Here is an 18,124-nt window from a genome sequence, read left to right as displayed (position 1 = left end):
TTGTTGGTAGAGAGACTATACATTTTGAAAGTCTAATTATGTGACTAATCGATAATAATGCTGACAGTCTTCTGGCAATAGGTTTAGAATGAAGTTTCTCTCTTGATTTCAGTTTGAAACTTGTTTTTCATCATGAAGAGTGACGAGATGAATTGATTGAAAACATTGAAATATCCATTTTAAAGTAGGATTATCTACAGGCTTTCCTAGCTGATTCTTGACAGTGAGTTGTGATTCATATAAAGCTAACCGTATTTGTCGCTGCGCTAATTTATAGACTAACAAACATAAACCCATTATCATTGCCAGTGCTTCGATTCTTTCCGGTCTTTTGAGATAAACGCTATTTGCAAAAAACGATGGGTCTTTGAGAAAAGCAAATCCTCTCTCGCATGACTGTTGTGCTTTCTAGTGATAAATCATGCTATTCTTACCAAGCTGACTTGGCTCTAAAACATTTGTAGCGATGATAAATCTGCCAGCACTGAGAAAATCTTGATTAATTTTATTTTCATCCTTCATGATTGTTGCTGATATTTGATAGCTATCTGATGGGATTTCTGCTCCTTGTGCTTTTGGCGTTGTTACAGTCACTTTATGTTGCTCAATTTGATGATATTTAAAGTTTTGGGAAATTTTTAATAATGCTTTAATCGCATCAGCTTCACAGGCAAATTTTTCGGAAGCTAATTTCTTTAAGTTGCTGCGAGCTTTTTCTTCAGCTTTCGGAATTTTTTGTGAGAGCTTCCGCAAATCTACTTCTCTTCTTTCTTGGCTTTGTACGACTAACCATCTCTGTTTTATTCCGCCGTAATTACTTTCTGTAGCGACAAAGGAATATCCTTTTAATTCACTTTCAATGAATTTTGCTTCTGGTAGTGTTGAGACTAAAGATTGTGCCGATTTTAGGCTTAACGGCACTCTACATAGCCATTTCATCTGCGACATAAGTTGTAAATTTGCTTCTGTATATAAAGCACAATCTGCTACTATTAAACTATCTAATTGCATTTGCTTTTTATACTCAACAGCTATTTCTCCAAAATCCGAAGAATCTACTCTATTTCCAGATGCGGTTTTGAAAAATAATGGGATATCACTATCTCCCGTACATATTAATTCTATTAGAAACTGCTTTAAATCTGGTCTATGATCTCGCGAATACCCATAGGTAATATTTATCGCTTGCTTGGATTTTAACTGAGAGTCTTTTTGAAACGGTTCATTTTCAATTTTTGAATTCTCAAATATTACCTCTGGTAAGGGGGTGTTATATTCTCCATGTACGTGGATTGACGATGAATCTAAGTGTGATGTCGTTGTCTGGATTTTAAATTTCTGGACGACATTCAGGCTGACTGCTAAAAATATTGTTTCTAGTCCTGTCAGGAACATTTCATCCATGACTCTGCCTAGTTTATCATCATTTAAATATTCGGCTTTAACTCCCTCACCTATTAAATGCTCGCAAGGGATTGATTCAAAAAATTTGGGAAACATCCTCTAAAGGCTGAGCAACAAATCCTAACCCATTTAAAATCATGGCTTTCACAACATGACCTGCACTCACTTTTTCGTCTGATTCTTGACCTAATAAATCATTAATAATTTCTACTACTCCAATGGCATCTACGATTCCTGCTACTATCCCCAAATGATCTATATTTTGTATAGACATCTCTTCGACATTAAACATAACAACAGTCTTCTCCAAAGCAATTCTGTCTCAATTTTTCTATATTTCTTTTGAGAAAACTTAAAATTTTCTATTTCTTTTATTTTCATGGCTCAAGCTTGAGACGCATTGAGCGATCGCTCAATGCATGGGAATAGGTCTTTCATTCTCCTCACAGCTTATTGCTACAAATTATCAATTACTTGATGGCTTCCTAATCTTTTTTTAGTTTCTCTGTACTACTTTCCCTGCGTCTTATTCATATGTGACAGTTGGGGTGCGGAATGGGGGGTATAAAGCTTTGAGTCATCTACATCACCCCCTAATCATACTATGCGTAATTTGTCAACACCTTCTACTCGACCGGCGCTCTAGGCAGCATTATCTTCACTCACCTGTACTAAGTGCATAACTTGATTTCACTGATACCTAATAAAGATATAGATGAAAGATTCTGGTTTTAGCCGTTGCTTGGCGAAGCCTGCTGTCATCTTCTAACTTCATCAAAATCACGTGGCTTGAGTCTACCCCTGTTAAGGTGAAGTTTTTTCTAACGTATTAATAGGAGTTTCAGTCTACACCTATTAAAATCTGAAAGCCAAAAAATAATGTTTGCCCTCAATTGAAGGTTTAATGGGTAGGAACACAACGTCAGAATAAGCTTCGCGATAGTACTTTCTTAGTACACCTTAACAGGGGTAGGCTTAAGTCTAAACTTCAGTTTCTAAAGCGCCACTACCATTAAAAAAACGGAGTTAGTATTACATGAATCATACTGATTTACAATTTGAACTGTCAAACCAATTGTCAACTCAGCAAACTCTAAACTTTGAATATGATATTTTAGACGGTGACACCCAAAGAGTTGTTCAACAACACACCAACGAAATTAAGACGCTAATGCGCCGTAATTCTCAAGATATTATCGATATTGGACAAAAGCTAATTGAGGTGAAGCAGCATCTGGGACATGGAAGCTTCAGAAATTGGCTTAAGTTTGAGTTTAATTGGAGTGTATCAGCCGCCACCAAATTTATGCAGGTTGCAGAGCAGTTCAAATGCGTAAATTTTACGCATTTGAATATCACTGCTTCAACTCTCTACCTAATTGCTGCCCCTTCTACACCCAAAGAGGCAAGAGTTGAAGTCCTCGAACGCGCTTCTAATGGCGAGAACATCTGCTATACTGAAGCTAAGGCAATTGTCTTTCAACATAAGAAAACCAAAAAGGGAGCGGTAGAACCAAAAACTGCTTCGCTTAAGTATGATAAACCAGTCAACGTTATAGAACCTACACGTTATGAAACTACGTTCGCAATCTCTGCACAAGAAGATTTGACTGAAAAAGAAGCACAGATAGAAAGGCGATCGCTATCATCTTTTGAATCACTACCTTTTGTAGCGTTTGAAAACAAGCAGATTGCAACTACTATCAAAGATATACCTGATGATACCACACAAATACCAATCAGTATGGAAAATCAAGTTGCAATTTCGCACGAGACATCGGATGCAACGATCTCGGAAATGGCAATTAGCATCAAAAACTTAACGCCAGAGCAACTAGTTAGGATGATTATAAAGGCTGCCAATAACGGACTGAGCGAGTCTCAGCTGTCAGCCATAGCCATGGTATCTCAACAGGTACTCAACACTCAACGAACGCATTGCTAGTTTTTCTAGCCCCATTGAAAAAGAGTAACACGGGATAGTCTCTATCATCCCCATCTTTACCCGTAAATTGCTGGATATTTTATGCTTTTACTGGAAAATGGCACAATCGCTACATTCCTATTAGACATTCTTAACTATAGAGCGCAATATCAGTCTAACAAGCAAGCCTATATCTTTCTCCAAAATGGAGAAACTGAGTCAGGGAGTCTGACGTATGGAGAATTAGACAGACAAGCAAGAGCGATCGCAGCCCATCTCCAATCAATGCCAGGAGAACGGGCGTTACTATTATATCCTTCTGGTTTAGAGTTTATTACAGCTTTCTTTGGCTGTTTGTATGCAGGGGTCATAGCGGTTCCAGTTTATCCTCCTAGACAAAATCAGAAGTTGTCGCGCCTACTTTCTATCGTTAATGATGCTCAACCAAAAGTAGCACTGATAACTGCGTCAATATTGACCGATCTTGAGAAAAGCTGGAAAGAAGAAGCAGAGTTAGGGCCAGTAAAGTTAATAGCAACGGATACTATTGAAACTTCAAATCCAGAAATTGCGCCTCAATTAGTGACACCAGAAACCTTGGCGTTTTTGCAATATACTTCTGGTTCTACGGGAACACCCAAAGGGGTAATGGTGACTCATGGAAATATTATCCACAACCAGCAGTTGATTCATCAAGCTTTTAGTCATAGTGAGAAGAGTATCGGTGTTGGTTGGTTGCCTTTATTCCATGATATGGGATTGATTGGTCATGTTTTGCAACCTATTTATGTGGGATTCCCCAGTATTCTGATGCCACCATTAGCGTTTCTGCAGAAGCCCATTCGTTGGTTAAAAGCGATTTCTAAATATAGAGCGACTACCAGTGGTGGACCGAATTTTGCTTACGATTTATGTGTAAAAAAAGTTCAACTAGAACAATTAGCTCATCTTGACTTAAGCAGTTGGGATTTGGCTTTCAATGGGGCGGAACCAATACGGGCAGAAACTTTGAAGCAGTTTGCGGAAAAATTTGCTCCTTGTGGCTTTAAATACAGAGCCTTTTATCCTTGCTATGGAATGGCGGAAACAACTCTGTTTACTACGGGTGGGGACAAGAATCAAAAGCCAGTGATTCAGGGAGTTAAAACTCAAGATCTAGAACAAAATGCCGTAGTAGAGAGTGAGATTTCATCGCCTCTAAGTCGAGTGTTTGTGGGATGTGGTCATCCTGACACGAACACAACAGTAATTATCGTTAATCCAGAGTCGTTAACTCGTTGTGAAAAAGGACAAGTAGGAGAGATTTGGGTGTCAGGTAGGAGTGTAACTTTTGGGTATTGGAATTGCCCCTCAGCAACACAAAAAACCTTTCAAGCTGAGCTTAAAGATACTGGAGAGAAACCATTTCTTCGCACAGGGGACTTGGGATTTTTCAGTAATGGAGAGTTGTTTGTTACAGGAAGGCTAAAGGATGTAATGATCGTTAGAGGTTGCAATCATTATCCCCAAGACATTGAATTGACAGTTCAGAAAAGTCATCCAGCACTACGATCTGATTGTGGAGCAGCTTTTTTAGTGGAAGTCAAGGATAAAGAACAACTAGTGATTGTTCAGGAAGTAGAGCGGAGTTACTTACGGAACCTGGATGTGCAGGAGGTAGTAAGGAATATCTTTGAGGCTGTGACTGCACAGCATGGCTTACAGGTTTATGCCACTGTCCTACTCAAGACTGGCAGTATTCCTAAGACTTCCAGTGGAAAGATTCAGCGTTATGCCTGTCGGACTGCATTTCTCAATGGCAGTTTGAATGTGGTGGAAGACTGGAGTGAAGAACCTTCGCAAAAGGCAAAGTTTTGGTATTGACAGACTGATATCCAATCTTTGTCGGAGAAAGTACAAACTGGCAAATAACTAACCGAAACTCAAAATATCTAATGGAGTGAAAGTTGATGCAAGTGGATAACGTAATACAAGAAAAGTCTCTTAAGGATTCAAGTAAGAAGCAGAAAATAACTATAGCGAATGATTACCTACAAAAACTACAACAGCGTTTTGCCTTTGCCACTATTTTAATTCCTTTTATAGGTTCAATTCTTGCAATTGGATTCTTTAGGCTATCAGACGTTGGAGGAGTGGAGATAGGGCTATTGGTCAGTATGTACGCCTTAACTATGGTCGGAATCACTGTGGGTTTTCACAGACAATTCGCACACACTGCTTTCAGAACTAATACTCCTATCCGAATTATCCTTGCTATTCTTGGTTCTATGGCGGCTCAAGGTCCTGTTATCCACTGGGTTAGCAACCATAGACGCCATCATCAGTATAGTGACCAACCTGGGGATACTCATTCTCCCCACGTTTATGAAGGGAAGCAATTTTCTCAGCTTCGCGGGTTATGGTACGCCCATATCGGTTGGATGCTGAACGGTGAAGTTACGAATTCTGCCCTTTTTGCAAGAGAGTTGTTGCAAGAGCCTGCTATTGCCAAGGTCAATCAACTATACCTAACTTGGGTAATTCTAGGTCTTGCCATTCCTGCTTATTTGGGAGGAGTTATGACAGCAACCTGGATAGGAGCCTTGCAAGGATTCTTGTGGGGGGGGCTTGTCCGAATTTTTTTCGCACATCATGCTACTTGGAGCATCAACTCCATTACCCACCTGTATGGTAGCCGTGCTTTTGATACCCGCGAGCACAGTACAAATAATATTTGGTTAGTTATCCCCACAGCTGGTGAAGCATGGCATAACAACCATCATGCTTTTCCAAATTCAGCCAAATTTGGGTTACAATGGTGGCAAATTGATTTAGGTTATTGGATCGTCCGCGTTTTGGAAGTGTTTGGCTTAGCTTGGGATGTCAAGGCTCCAACAGCAGGAATGATAGAGGCTAAAAAACCTAAAGCGGTAAAACTAGCTAGAGAAGAGACAGATTTCAGGTAAGCTAACGCTAAGGATTTGGCACAAGGGGCGTGTTGAAACTTGGCTGCAACTATGTTCTAACTTACGCCAACATCAACTTGGTCGGATTAAACAACTCAGATTCTGTTGAGATCCTAAACTTTACTTGGCTTCCCTAGAAATTCAGCTTCTCCAGTTAACTTTGCCGCTCTAGAAAAAACTACTTAGTACAGCATTTCATAAATCCATGACGAAAAGTGTACAAAAGAATCTACCAACCACAGCAGAAATACAAGCTTGGTTAGTTTCTTATTTAGCAGAATTGTTGAAAATTGAGCCTGATAAGGTATATGTGAATATTCCCTTTAACCGTTATGGTTTAGACTCCTCTGCCGCAGTGGGTATGACTGGTGATTTGGAAGAGTGGTTGGGGTACGAGCTCGATCCAACTTTGATATATGATTACCCTACCATAGAAGCTCTGGCTGGACATTTATCGGAGGAAAACAAGGTAAAAGCTTACAATACCAATACTTCGCCAAAATTAGAGGATTAGGGCTAGAGAAAAAAATCTAAATTCCTTTGACTGTAAAGGCTTCAGCTTTTGAATTGGGCTGGAAACCCATCAATTAGTTTTTTTGAAGGTGATGTATTACTATGACTAGTAATTTGAATATTTTTAATCCAGGTGCATCAGCTCGGTCAATTCAACATCATTATGATGTTAGTAATGAATTTTTCTCTCTTTGGCTTGACCCCTCTCTTACCTATTCATCTGCAATGTGGGAAGAGGGTGAAACGATTGAAAATTTTGAAAAAGCTCAGATGCGGAAGCTTGATTACCATATTGAGCAGGCTAAGGTAAAAGGCGCTAAGCAAGTTTTAGATGTAGGCTGTGGCTGGGGTTCTCTTTTGAAGCGTCTGGTTGATGTTTATGATGTTCAGAAAGTGGTGGGGCTTTCTATAAGTCAAGCTCATGTCAATTTTGTTTCAGCCTGGAGACATCCGAACATTGAAGCTCGTCTAGAGAGTTGGTCGGAACACTCTCCCCAAAACCCTTATGATGGGATTATTTCCCTAGAAGTATTTGAACACTTTGCAAGATTAGAACTTTCCTCTGAAGAAAAACTAGACGGTTATCGTGCGTTCTTCTCGCGCTGTCACGATTGGCTCAAGCCAGGAGGAATAGTATCAATTCAAACTATTGTGTACGAGAATTCCACGAAAGAAGACTTTAGCCAATTCTTCGCAGAGCAAGTATTTCCAGAATCAGATTTAGCTCGCCAGTCTGAGATTTTTCAAGCAACTGATAGACTTTTTGAAATTTTGTTGTTCCGGAATTATCGGCATGACTATATACGCACACTCAAGGCATGGTTGAAAAATTTAAAGGCTAATCGCAAACAAGTAGTAAATATAGTAGGTGAGGAAGTATTTGCTAGATATGAAAAATACCTCAGTATGTCTCTCATTGCTTTCCACACTGTAACTACTAATGTCTCTTGTATTACTATGCGTCGGATTGACCAGCCCCGTAAGTGATTGGCTAGCAGGCCTGTTTCAGTTAAATTCCATTATTCCATTTATCCACTGTTCCATCAACGATGAGATTTAGAATCGAACCCATAGCAATTATTGGCATTGGCTGTCGTTTTCCTAATGCCAAGACTCCAGAAGCCTTCTGGCACATCTTGCGGAATGGCGTAGATGTTATTACTGAGATACCATCAGAACGATGGGATATTGACACCTTTTATCATCCAGAAGCAGCTACACCTGGAAAAATGAATACTCGCTGGAGTGGTTTTTTGGAACAAGTGGATCGGTTTGATCCCAGTTTCTTTGGGATTTCTCCCCGTGAGGCACAGCAAATAGATCCCCAGCAAAGACTGTTATTAGAAGTAACCTGGGAAGCTTTAGAAAATGCTGGAATCGTCCCAGAATCCTTAGCAGGTAGTCAAACTGGTGTATTTATCGGCATCAGCAACGCCGATTATCACAGGCTTCTCTACAAAGATTTATCACGTATAGAAGCATATAGTGGTACTGGTACTGCCTCTTCAATTGCTTCCAATCGCTTATCCTATGTACTAAACTTATCGGGAGTCAGTGTAGCCATAGATACAGCTTGCTCGTCATCTCTGGTGGCAGTACACTTAGCCTGTCAGAGTTTACAGACTGGAGAGTCGAATCTGTGCTTAGTTGGGGGAGTAAACTTGATTCTGTCTCCAGAACCAACTATCACTTTCTCTCAAGCTCAAATGATGTCTCCTGAGGGTCGCTGCAAGACATTTGATACCAGTGCCGATGGTTATGTTCGCGGTGAGGGATGTGGTGTAATTGTTCTGAAGCGCCTTTGTAATGCTTTGAGGGATGGAGATAACATTCAGGCAATTATCAGAGGTTCAGCAGTTAACCAAGATGGTCTAACTAACGGACTGACAGCACCTAATGGTCCTTCTCAGCAGGCGGTTATCCGTCAAGCTTTAGAAAAAGCTGGTGTAATACCAGCGCAGATTAGTTATGTTGAAACACACGGTACTGGCACACCTTTGGGAGATCCCATTGAGGTAAACTCCCTTAAAACTGTGCTAATGGAAGGTAGAGATGTAAATCAAACCTGTTGGATTGGCACAGTCAAAACCAATGTCGGTCATTTGGAAGCAGCCGCAGGAATTGCTGGTTTAATCAAGGTGGTGCTATCGCTGCAACATGGAGAGATACCACCTCACTTGCATTTTAAGCAGTTAAATCCCTACATCAAAATTAAGAACACTCCTATAAAGATTCCTACTGAACTCCAGAAATGGTTTGCTGATGAGAAATCAAGATTTGCTGGTGTCAGTTCCTTTGGTTTTGGTGGCACCAATGCCCATGTAATTCTGGAGGAAGCACCTCTACAAGTTAAAAGTATGCCCTTGTTAGCGCAGTATGCCGTAGGCAGCGAAGCGAAGGGTCAAAAGTCAAAAGAGCGATCGCACCATATATTAACTTTATCTGCTAAATGTGAAAAAGCACTGCAAGAGCTAGCACAACGTTATCAGGAATTTTTAGGGAATAATTCCACAGCAGCGATCGCAGATATTTGTTTCAGTGCCAACACGGGGCGAGCACACTTTAACCATCGTCTAGCTATTATCACCTCTGACAAACAAGAATTAGTTGATAAATTAGCAAAAATTAATGCAGGAGAAGAACCTTTAGATGTATTTTTTGGAAAACTTTCTAGTAACAATAAATCCCCTAAAATTGCCTTCCTGTTTACCGGACAAGGTTCTCAGTATGTGGGGATGGGACGACAACTTTATGAAACGCAACCCGTCTTCCGTGGAGCTTTAGACCAGTGCGAAAAAATTCTACAATCTTATTTAGAAAAATCTTTATTAGATATTATTTATCCGGAAAATATTCAAGAATTAAATAATTGTGTCATAGACCAAACGGCTTATACTCAACCTGCCTTATTTGCCATTGAATATGCCCTAGCTCAGTTATGGCAATCCTGGGGAATTAAACCAGATGTAGTCATGGGTCATAGTGTTGGGGAATATGTAGCAGCAACAGTAGCAGGAGTATTTAGTTTAGAAGATGGATTAAAACTGATTGCCCATCGAGGACGTTTAATGCAAAACTTGCCTTCTGGGGGTGAGATGGTAGCTGTAATGGCATCTGAGGAGAAAGTGCGAGAGGTGATTGAACCACTCAGTGAAAAAGTATCAATTGCAGCTATTAACGGACCAGTTAGCGTAGTGATTTCAGGGGCTGCTGATGCCATCCGCACTATCTGTGACAGATTGACAAGTGATGAAATAAAGACGAAACCATTGCTAGTATCCCACGCCTTCCACTCTCCCTTGATGGAACCAATGCTGGGATCGTTTGAAGCGATCGCATTAGAAATAACCTACAATAAACCTCGTATTCCCATCATTTCTAATCTCACGGGAGAACAAGCAAACGTTGATATTGCCACTCCCCAACACTGGATAAATCATGTGCTAAAGCCAGTCAAATTTGCTAATAGTATCCAGACCTTGCATTTGTATGGATGTGAAGTCTTATTAGAAATTGGCCCTAAACCAATTCTGCTGGGAATGGCACAGCAGTGTCTCTCACAAAATACAGCATTATTCTTGCCTAGTCTCCAAGCAGGACAAGAAAATTGGCTACAGTTGCTACACAGTCTAGGGCAAATGTACCTTCAAGGTGTAGCGGTTAATTGGATTGAGTTCGATCGGCATTATCCAAGAAGCAAATTAGCACTACCTACCTATCCCTTTCAAAGACAACGATATTGGATAGAAAGCGATCGTACAATCGCCAATCAAAAACAAAGTTGGCAAATACAAAATCAAATTAAACAACATCCATTTTTAGGTTATAGATTAAAAGACTTAGCGTCTTTACCAAATACTTATATCTGGGAAACAGAAATTGATGAACAATATCTTTTAAATTTCAAAGATTATCAGGTTTGGGACGATGTGGTTATGCCTCACACGGCTTATATAGAAATTGCTTTAGCTGCTACAAAAGAAGCCTTGGCAGTTAAGTGCAACCATTTAACTAATTTGCAACTCCATCAGCCTCTATTCTTATCTGTAAAAGGAAACCAAAAAATCCAATTTGTTCTAGCCTATGATACCAATCATAGAATTCATTTTCATGTTTATAGTTGTCACATAAATCAACAGTTATCATCGCAAAAATGGACTTTGTATGCTACTGTCAAAATTCACATTTAGACATATAATTGTCATATATATCAATCAGAAATTAGATCGAACCCTATTAAAATTTCTATTTTAGAGGTAGACTAATATCAAGCAAACATCAACTAAATAAAATTTATGTATAAATTATGAAATTTGGTTTAATGTTTTTTGCCACAAGTGAAGATGCTTTAGGTGGAGATAAATATAACCTGGTTATTGAAAGTGCTCGGTTTGCCGATCGCCATGGCTTTTCTAGTATTTGGACTCCAGAGCGACACTTTACAAAATATGGCAGTCTTTATCCGAATCCTGCCATATTAAATGCAGCATTAGCAAGAGAAACTCAGCACATCAGATTACAAGCAGGAAGTGTTGTTTTGCCAATTAATAATCCTATCCGGATTGCTGAAGACTGGGCTATTGTCGATAATTTATCCGCAGGTCGAGTTGGAATATCTCTTGCTTCCGGTTGGAATCCTAATGACTTTGTCTTTTTTCCTGAGAAGTTTAAAGACCGTCATCAGGAACTGTTTATTGACATAGACGTTCTCCAAAAACTCTGGCGAGGTGAATCGATCCACAAGACTAATGGAAATGGAAATAAGGTTGAAATTAGGATTTATCCGACACCAATTCAACCAGAACTTCCAATTTGGATTACTGCTGCTAGTAACCCTCAAACCTTTATTAAAGCAGGAGAAATTGGTGCTAATCTTTTAACTCACCTGCTCGACCAAGGTATAGAAGAATTAGCCGATAAAATTTCCCTTTATCGTCAAGCACGAGCCAAGCATGGACACAATCGCAAACTTGGGATAGTGTCGATTATGGTACATACTTTTGTAGGTCATGATTTTAATGAAGTTCGCGACCAAGTGCGTGTTCCTTATTGCGAATATCTCAAGTCTAATATTGGTCTACTTAATGGTTTAGCTCAAAGTAGGGGTTATAGTATAGATATATCTAGGTTATCCGAAAAAGATCTTGATGATTTTGTTAACTTCTTGTTTGAAAGATTTGCCTCTTCTAGAGGATTAATTGGAACACCGGAAACATGTATTGATTTACTCGAACAACTGGACAATATTGGAGTAGATGAAGTTTCTTGCCTACTTGACTTTGGTCCAAGCAAAAATCTTATTTTGTCACATTTACCTCATCTCAATCAACTTCGAGAACGCTATAACACTCAGGTAACTGATAAAAAATACTTAGGTGAAAAAATAAATATATTATTAAGTTCTACACAAAAAGTTTTGCTAAAGGAGCAACTTCTTCCTTCAATTGGAGAAACACAAACACTCGAAGAAATCCGTAGGCGATGTACAGATAGTAGGAGTGCTAAAGAATATTATAGAATATTAGAGCGGCATGGACTTCGACTAGGAAAAACTTTTCGGAGTATAGAACATTTGTGGCTTGGTAAAAGAGAAGCGCTAGCACAAATAAAGCTTGATATTACAGAAAATAACTCCAATCATTTAATTAAAATTCATCCAGTTCTCCTTGAGGCTTGTCATCAAGTTCTAATCGCAACTTTATTAGATGAAATGCTTTCGGCTAATGAGCAATCACTCTATTTAGCCGTGGGTATCAGGAATTTTCAAGTCTACGAGCCGATGAGTAATCAGGTTTGGAGCTATGCACTTTTGTCAAATTCAGTAGACACAGTTAATAAATCAATTGAGGGAGATGTCCGCATATTCGATCGAAACGGAAAATTATTAGCAGAAGTTTCCGGTTTACAAATGCAGTGTACTGAACACTTGAGCCATCAGACCAAGCTTCAAGATCGGTATGCAGATTTGTTTTATGAATTGCAATGGCAACCCAAGACGCTGGTAAAATCAGAGTCTTCTTTGGTTCGAGAACCAGGTAATTGGATTATCTTTGCCGATCGACTAGGTATTGGTCAGAGTCTTGCAGAACTTTTAGAGGCGCGGGGAGAAACCTGCTTTGTAGTGCATTGTAACAATGAAGCTCGAATTTCTCAAGAAGGTGAAATATTCCTCGATCCAGCCGATCCTAAAGCAATGGAGGAACTAATCGAACAGATAGGAATACAACACCCCTGTCGAGGTGTAGTGCATCTTTGGAGTTTGAATACTACACCAAGTGAGGAAACAACAATCTCTTCATTAGAGAGGGATTGGACGCTGACATTGACAAGTACCCTACACTTAGTTCAAGCGCTGATTCGGACAAACGCATCTCAGTTGCCTCAGCTTTGGTTGGTAACCCAAGGAACACAAAAGACTGCTTCGGAGGCTGTTCCATCGGCAATAGCCCAAGCTCCTATATGGGGGCTGGGACGTTCGCTTTCTATAGAAACGCCTCATATTTGGGGAGGACTTGTAGATATTGCTCGCGAATTTTCCACACCTGATGCAGCAAAGGCATTGTTCGATCAAATCTGGTATTCTGATGGAGAGAGCCAAATTGCGCTCCGGTGCGAACAGAGGTATGTTGTTCGCCTTATGCCTAGTCAAAAAGTGCAAACAAATCCACAATCGATAAATTTGCACTCCCATGCAACATATCTGATTACTGGTGGTTTAGGACATTTAGGGCTTAACACTGCCCGTTGGATGGTTGACAAAGGAGCGCAACATATAGTAATGGTCGGACGGAGCGATGCTTCGGATACTGCTCGCCAAGCGATCGCGCAACTAGAAGATAATGGTGCTCAAGTCTTAGTTGTCAAAGCTGATGTTAGCTCTCGAGCAGATGTTGTCAGAATATTTGAGAAAATTAAGGCATGCTATCCGCCAGTTCGCGGAATTTTTCATGCTGCTGGTGTTGCTGAATTTCACCCCTTACAGGATATGACGGCTCAGTCGCTCGAATCTGTACTTGCTCCCAAAGTAGCAGGAACGTGGAATCTACATCAAATCACATTAGGGATGAAGTTAGACTTTTTTGTTTGTATTTCCTCTATTGCATCAGTCTGGGGTTCTGAAGGACTAGGTCATTACGCAGCAGCAAGCCACTTTCTCGATATATTTGCACATTATCGTCATAGTCTTAAATTACCTGCATTGACAGTTAATGTCGGGGCATTAGCTGATGGCGGTATGCATTATCATCATCAGCGACATACAGTAATGCGGGAACGAGTTACTCAAATCGGTTTAAAACACTACTCTCCTCAAACTCTACTTAAAATGTTGGAGTATTCGCTCGATATGGGTGTTGCTCAGCAAGTCATCATCGATATTGATTGGGCGATCTTTAAAGAACTTTATGAAGCACGGGAGCGCAGAACGCTCCTTAAACAAATTAAGGTTCAATTACCAAAGCCGTTTAAAGAACAATTAGGGCAACTTAGGGAGGTGTTACACCAATTAAAGGATGCATCTAAAGGCGATCGCTACAAAATTTTGCTAGCTTATGTACAGAATAAAGTTGCCCGTGTTTTAAAACTTGAAGATTCCCAATTACCCACCCCAGAACAAAATCTTATGTTAATGGGGATGGATTCTTTAACAGCAATGGAATTAAAAAATAATTTTCAAAATGAATTAGGCATAGATATTCCTACAGTAAAATTTCTCGAAGGAACGACTATTGCTGCTTTAGCCAATGAGTTATCTCAAGAAGATAAAAAGCGAGAAATTGAGTTTTCTGGTGACGAGAAAGTAAGCGAAACAGGCGAGAAGAATAGTAGTTGGATTGAGGGGGAAATATGATTTTATCTGAGTTTTTACAAGAGATTTCAATTAAAGGTTGGAAATTATGGAGCGAGAATGGGCGACTGCGCTATCGTGCCCCCAATAATGAAGCAACCTCCTCAGTATTAGAGCAACTTAAAGAGCATAAAAGAGAAATCCTGAATTTGCTGCAACAGCAACCTAACCTATTAGAGGTTTATCCCCTTTCCCACGGTCAGCAAGCGCTATGGTTCTTGTGGCAATTGGCACCAGAGAGTTCAGCATACAACGTAGCTTTTAGCTGTCGCATTTGCTCCGATCTAGATGTTGCAGCTTTGCAGAAAGTTTTTCAGGTACTGAGCGATCGTCACCCTATTTTGCGTAGCACTTTCCCAAGATTAGGAACAGAACCGATCCAACAGATCGATCTCGAACAGCCAATAGACTTCCAACAAATCGATGCTACCAGTAGTAGTGAGTCAGAACTGAAAGAGGAGGTTTTTGCAGCGTATAAATCCCCCTTCGATCTCGAACACGGACCAATCATGCGGGTGAGAGTGTTTACCCGCTCCCAGCAAGAGCATATCCTGCTGCTAGTCATTCACCATATTGTAAGTGAAGGTTGGTCAATTGGAATATTGTTAGATGAGTTGAAGGTGCTTTACCCAGCATTCAGAACTGGTCAAGAGGCAACTCTTCCCCCTCCTGTACACTCCCATGAATATGTGCGTTGGCAGAGGACAATAATCGAGAGTGCAGAGGGAGAGCGTCTGTGGCAATACTGGCAGCAACAATTAGCAGGAGAACTACCCGTGCTAAATCTGCCCACAGATAGACTCCGACCCTTGGTACAGACCTACAATGGTGCTTCCTATCCCCTATATCTCAGCGAAACTCTTACCCAGCAACTCAAGGAACTGGTTCAGTCTGAGAGTACTACATTATACACCGTTCTCTTAGCTGCTTTCAATGTGCTGCTGCATCGCTATAGCGATCGAGATGATATTTTAGTCGGCTCTCCAACTGCAAGCAGACATCGTCCAGAATTTACGCGAATAGTCGGCTATTTGGTAAATCCAGTTGTTATACGGACAAATTTATCAGCAAATCTTACCTTTAGGGAGTTTCTTACCCAAGTTCGTAACACGGTCATTGCCGCAATAGCACATCAAGATTATCCCTTCCCACTCATTGCAAAACGCCTGCAACCTCATCGCGATTCTAGTCGATCAACTATCTTTCAAGCTTCTTTCGTTCTCCAACAACTACAGCAAACTCCCGATGTCCTCAAATTGTATTCTACTCAAGTAGGCACTACCATAAAATGGGGGGGACTGGTACTGGAACCTTATGAAATACCACAACAGGAAGGTCAGTTTGATTTGTATTTAGAAATTGTGGAGGGAAATTCATCTGTTTTTGGGACTTTTAAGTACAACACCGACTTATTTGATAGATCGACCATTGAGCGGATGGCAAGTCATTTTGAGAACTTGTTGTCAGCGATAGTGGACAATCCCCAGCAAGCGGTGAGTGAAATTCCCCTACTGAGTGCTACTGAACGCCATCAGTTATTAGTCGAGTGGAACGACACCGCACGGGAATATGCGACTGACAAATGTATCCATCAGTTATTTGAGGAGCAGGTAGAGAAGACGCCTGATGCTGTAGCGGTGGTTTATGAACACCAGCAATTGAGCTATAAAGAGCTCAATAAGCGGTCAAACCAACTAGCGCACTACCTACAATCGCTTGGGGTTGGGCCGGAAGTGATTGTAGGGTTATGTGTTGAGCGCTCTATAGAGATGGTAGTGGGTCTGTTAGGGATACTCAAAGCAGGAGGTGCTTATTTACCCCTTGACCCAAGTTATCCACAAGAGCGCCTTGCCTTGATGATGGAAGATGCTCGGATTCCATTACTACTTACGCAGGAAGCCTTGGTTGAGGATTTACCTAAAACTGGCACTGAGATTCTAGTCTTTGAAGATTTATCTGAGGTTCTCGCGGCACTTTCGAATCAGACACCAAGCTGTAGTGCTAACTCCAGAAACCTATCGTATGTGATTTATACATCTGGTTCCACAGGCACGCCGAAAGGCGTAATGGTTGAACATAGGAGTCTATGTAACCATATGCTTTGGATGAAAGCAAGTTTTGGATTATCTTCAGATGATAAGGTTTTGCAAAAAACCCCCTTCAGTTTCGATGCATCGATCTGGGAGTTCTACGCACCCTTGATTGCAGGGGGACAGTTGATTGTAGCGCAGCCCGGTGGACATAGCGATAGTAACTATCTTATTCAATCAGTGTTGCAAGAAGGAGTGACGATTGTACAGCTTGTGCCTTCTTTACTGAAGGTGTTATTGGAACAAAAAGGATTAGAGAATTGTAGGTCTTTGAAGCATGTATTTTGTGGAGGCGAGCAGTTGCAACATGACCTACAACAGAAATTCTTTGCACGGGTTTCATCGGCATTACATAATGTTTATGGGCCAACGGAAGCGTGCATTGATGCGACCTGGTGGAGGTGCCAAGAAATTGAAGGAGATTCTGTAGTTCCAATAGGTCGTCCGATAGAGAATGCACAAGTGTACGTGTTAGATAGTCATTTACAACCTGTGCCAATTGGAGTGACAGGTGAACTTTATATCGGTGGAGTTGGAGTCGCCCGAGGGTATTTGAATCGACCGGAGTTGACTACCGAGAAATTTATTGCAAATCCCTTCAGTGATGACCCTGAGGCTAGACTCTATCGAACAGGAGACTTGGGGCGTTGGCGTACAGATGGAAATATCGAGTTTTTGGGACGTATTGATTCGCAGATGAAACTGCGGGGGTTCCGCATCGAACTCGGGGAAATCGAAGCAATTTTGAGTCGTCATCCCCAGATTCAACAAGCTGTGGTCATAGCCACAGAGGATATTCTCAGTCAGAAACGACTAGTAGCGTATGTAGTGAGTCAGGAGGAAACTCTCACCACCAACCAGATACGAGAATTCCTCAAGCAACAGCTGCCCGCCTACATGGTGCCCTCGGCTTTGGTGATTCTCGACACCCTACCGTTAACACCTAACGGGAAAATAGATCGCAAAGCATTGCCAACACCTGATGGAGAAATTATTCGGGAACATGAATACGTAGCACCACGTACAGCAATAGAACAAATCTTCAGCACAATTTGGGTTGAACTACTGTTATGCGAACAAGTCAGTATCCACGACAACTTCTTTGAAATCGGAGGGGATTCCATCCTCAGCATTCAAGTAGTATCTCGTGCCAAAGCAAGAGGAGTGCAAATCACGCCCAAACAAATATTCCAACATCAAACTATCGCCGAATTAGCAACAGTTGCCAAGACAACAACCGTGCTAGTGAATGCTCGTCAAGGGTTAGTGACTGGAGTCGCACCCCTAACACCAATTCAACATCGGTTCTTTGCACAAAATCACACAGCTTCCCACCATTACAACCAATCGGTTTTATTACAAATTCCCAAAGACTTATCTAGAGAATTCATCGCCACCGCCT

8 protein-coding genes and 1 pseudogene are annotated in these 18,124 nt (G+C 40.9%); 8 read left to right on the top strand and 1 reads right to left on the bottom strand.

Annotated features, from left to right (window positions below; genetic code table 11):
- Positions 1-36: 36 nt before the first annotated feature.
- Positions 37-1,696: pseudogene (locus tag ACKTT2_RS38935) on the bottom strand (IS1634 family transposase).
- Positions 1,697-2,440: 744 nt separating this feature from the next.
- Here ACKTT2_RS38935 and ACKTT2_RS38930 point away from each other — a divergent pair.
- The 8 genes from ACKTT2_RS38930 to ACKTT2_RS38895 form a co-directional block, all read left to right on the top strand.
- Entirely contained in the window at positions 2,441-3,349 is a 909-nt protein-coding gene (locus tag ACKTT2_RS38930; RefSeq protein WP_407896532.1) for a DUF3102 domain-containing protein, read from the top strand.
- 81 nt (positions 3,350-3,430) lie between these two features.
- Entirely contained in the window at positions 3,431-5,191 is a 1,761-nt protein-coding gene (locus tag ACKTT2_RS38925) for a fatty acyl-AMP ligase (protein ID WP_407896530.1), read from the top strand.
- Positions 5,192-5,277: 86 nt separating this feature from the next.
- Positions 5,278-6,273: an acyl-CoA desaturase gene (locus tag ACKTT2_RS38920; protein WP_407896724.1), complete on the top strand. Its 996-nt coding sequence runs from the start codon at positions 5,278-5,280 to the stop codon at positions 6,271-6,273.
- A 205-nt stretch (positions 6,274-6,478) separates the two neighbouring features.
- A complete protein-coding gene (locus ACKTT2_RS38915) occupies positions 6,479-6,787 on the top strand; it encodes an acyl carrier protein (protein ID WP_407896528.1) in 309 nt (102 codons plus the stop codon).
- A 101-nt stretch (positions 6,788-6,888) separates the two neighbouring features.
- Positions 6,889-7,773 carry a class I SAM-dependent methyltransferase gene (locus tag ACKTT2_RS38910; protein WP_407896526.1) on the top strand — a complete coding sequence of 295 codons (885 nt, stop codon included), beginning with the start codon at positions 6,889-6,891 and terminating at the stop codon, positions 7,771-7,773.
- 62 nt (positions 7,774-7,835) lie between these two features.
- Complete coding sequence (locus tag ACKTT2_RS38905; RefSeq protein WP_407896524.1) at positions 7,836-10,976, top strand: type I polyketide synthase; 3,141 nt, start codon at positions 7,836-7,838, stop codon at positions 10,974-10,976.
- A 116-nt stretch (positions 10,977-11,092) separates the two neighbouring features.
- Positions 11,093-14,635, top strand: coding sequence for a type I polyketide synthase (locus ACKTT2_RS38900; RefSeq protein ID WP_407896522.1), 3,543 nt, complete (start codon positions 11,093-11,095; stop codon positions 14,633-14,635).
- Positions 14,632-18,124, top strand: a 3,493-nt coding sequence (locus tag ACKTT2_RS38895) for a non-ribosomal peptide synthetase (protein ID WP_407896520.1), incomplete at its 3' end; no start/stop codon positions are given. The genes ACKTT2_RS38900 and ACKTT2_RS38895, both read left to right, overlap by 4 nt.

This window comes from Scytonema hankhaensis NUACC26 (assembly GCF_045865695.1).
GTDB lineage: Bacteria > Cyanobacteriota > Cyanobacteriia > Cyanobacteriales > Nostocaceae > Scytonema.
The sequence above is the reverse complement of the archived record's forward strand: the minus strand, read 5'-3'. Positions and strand labels throughout refer to the sequence as shown.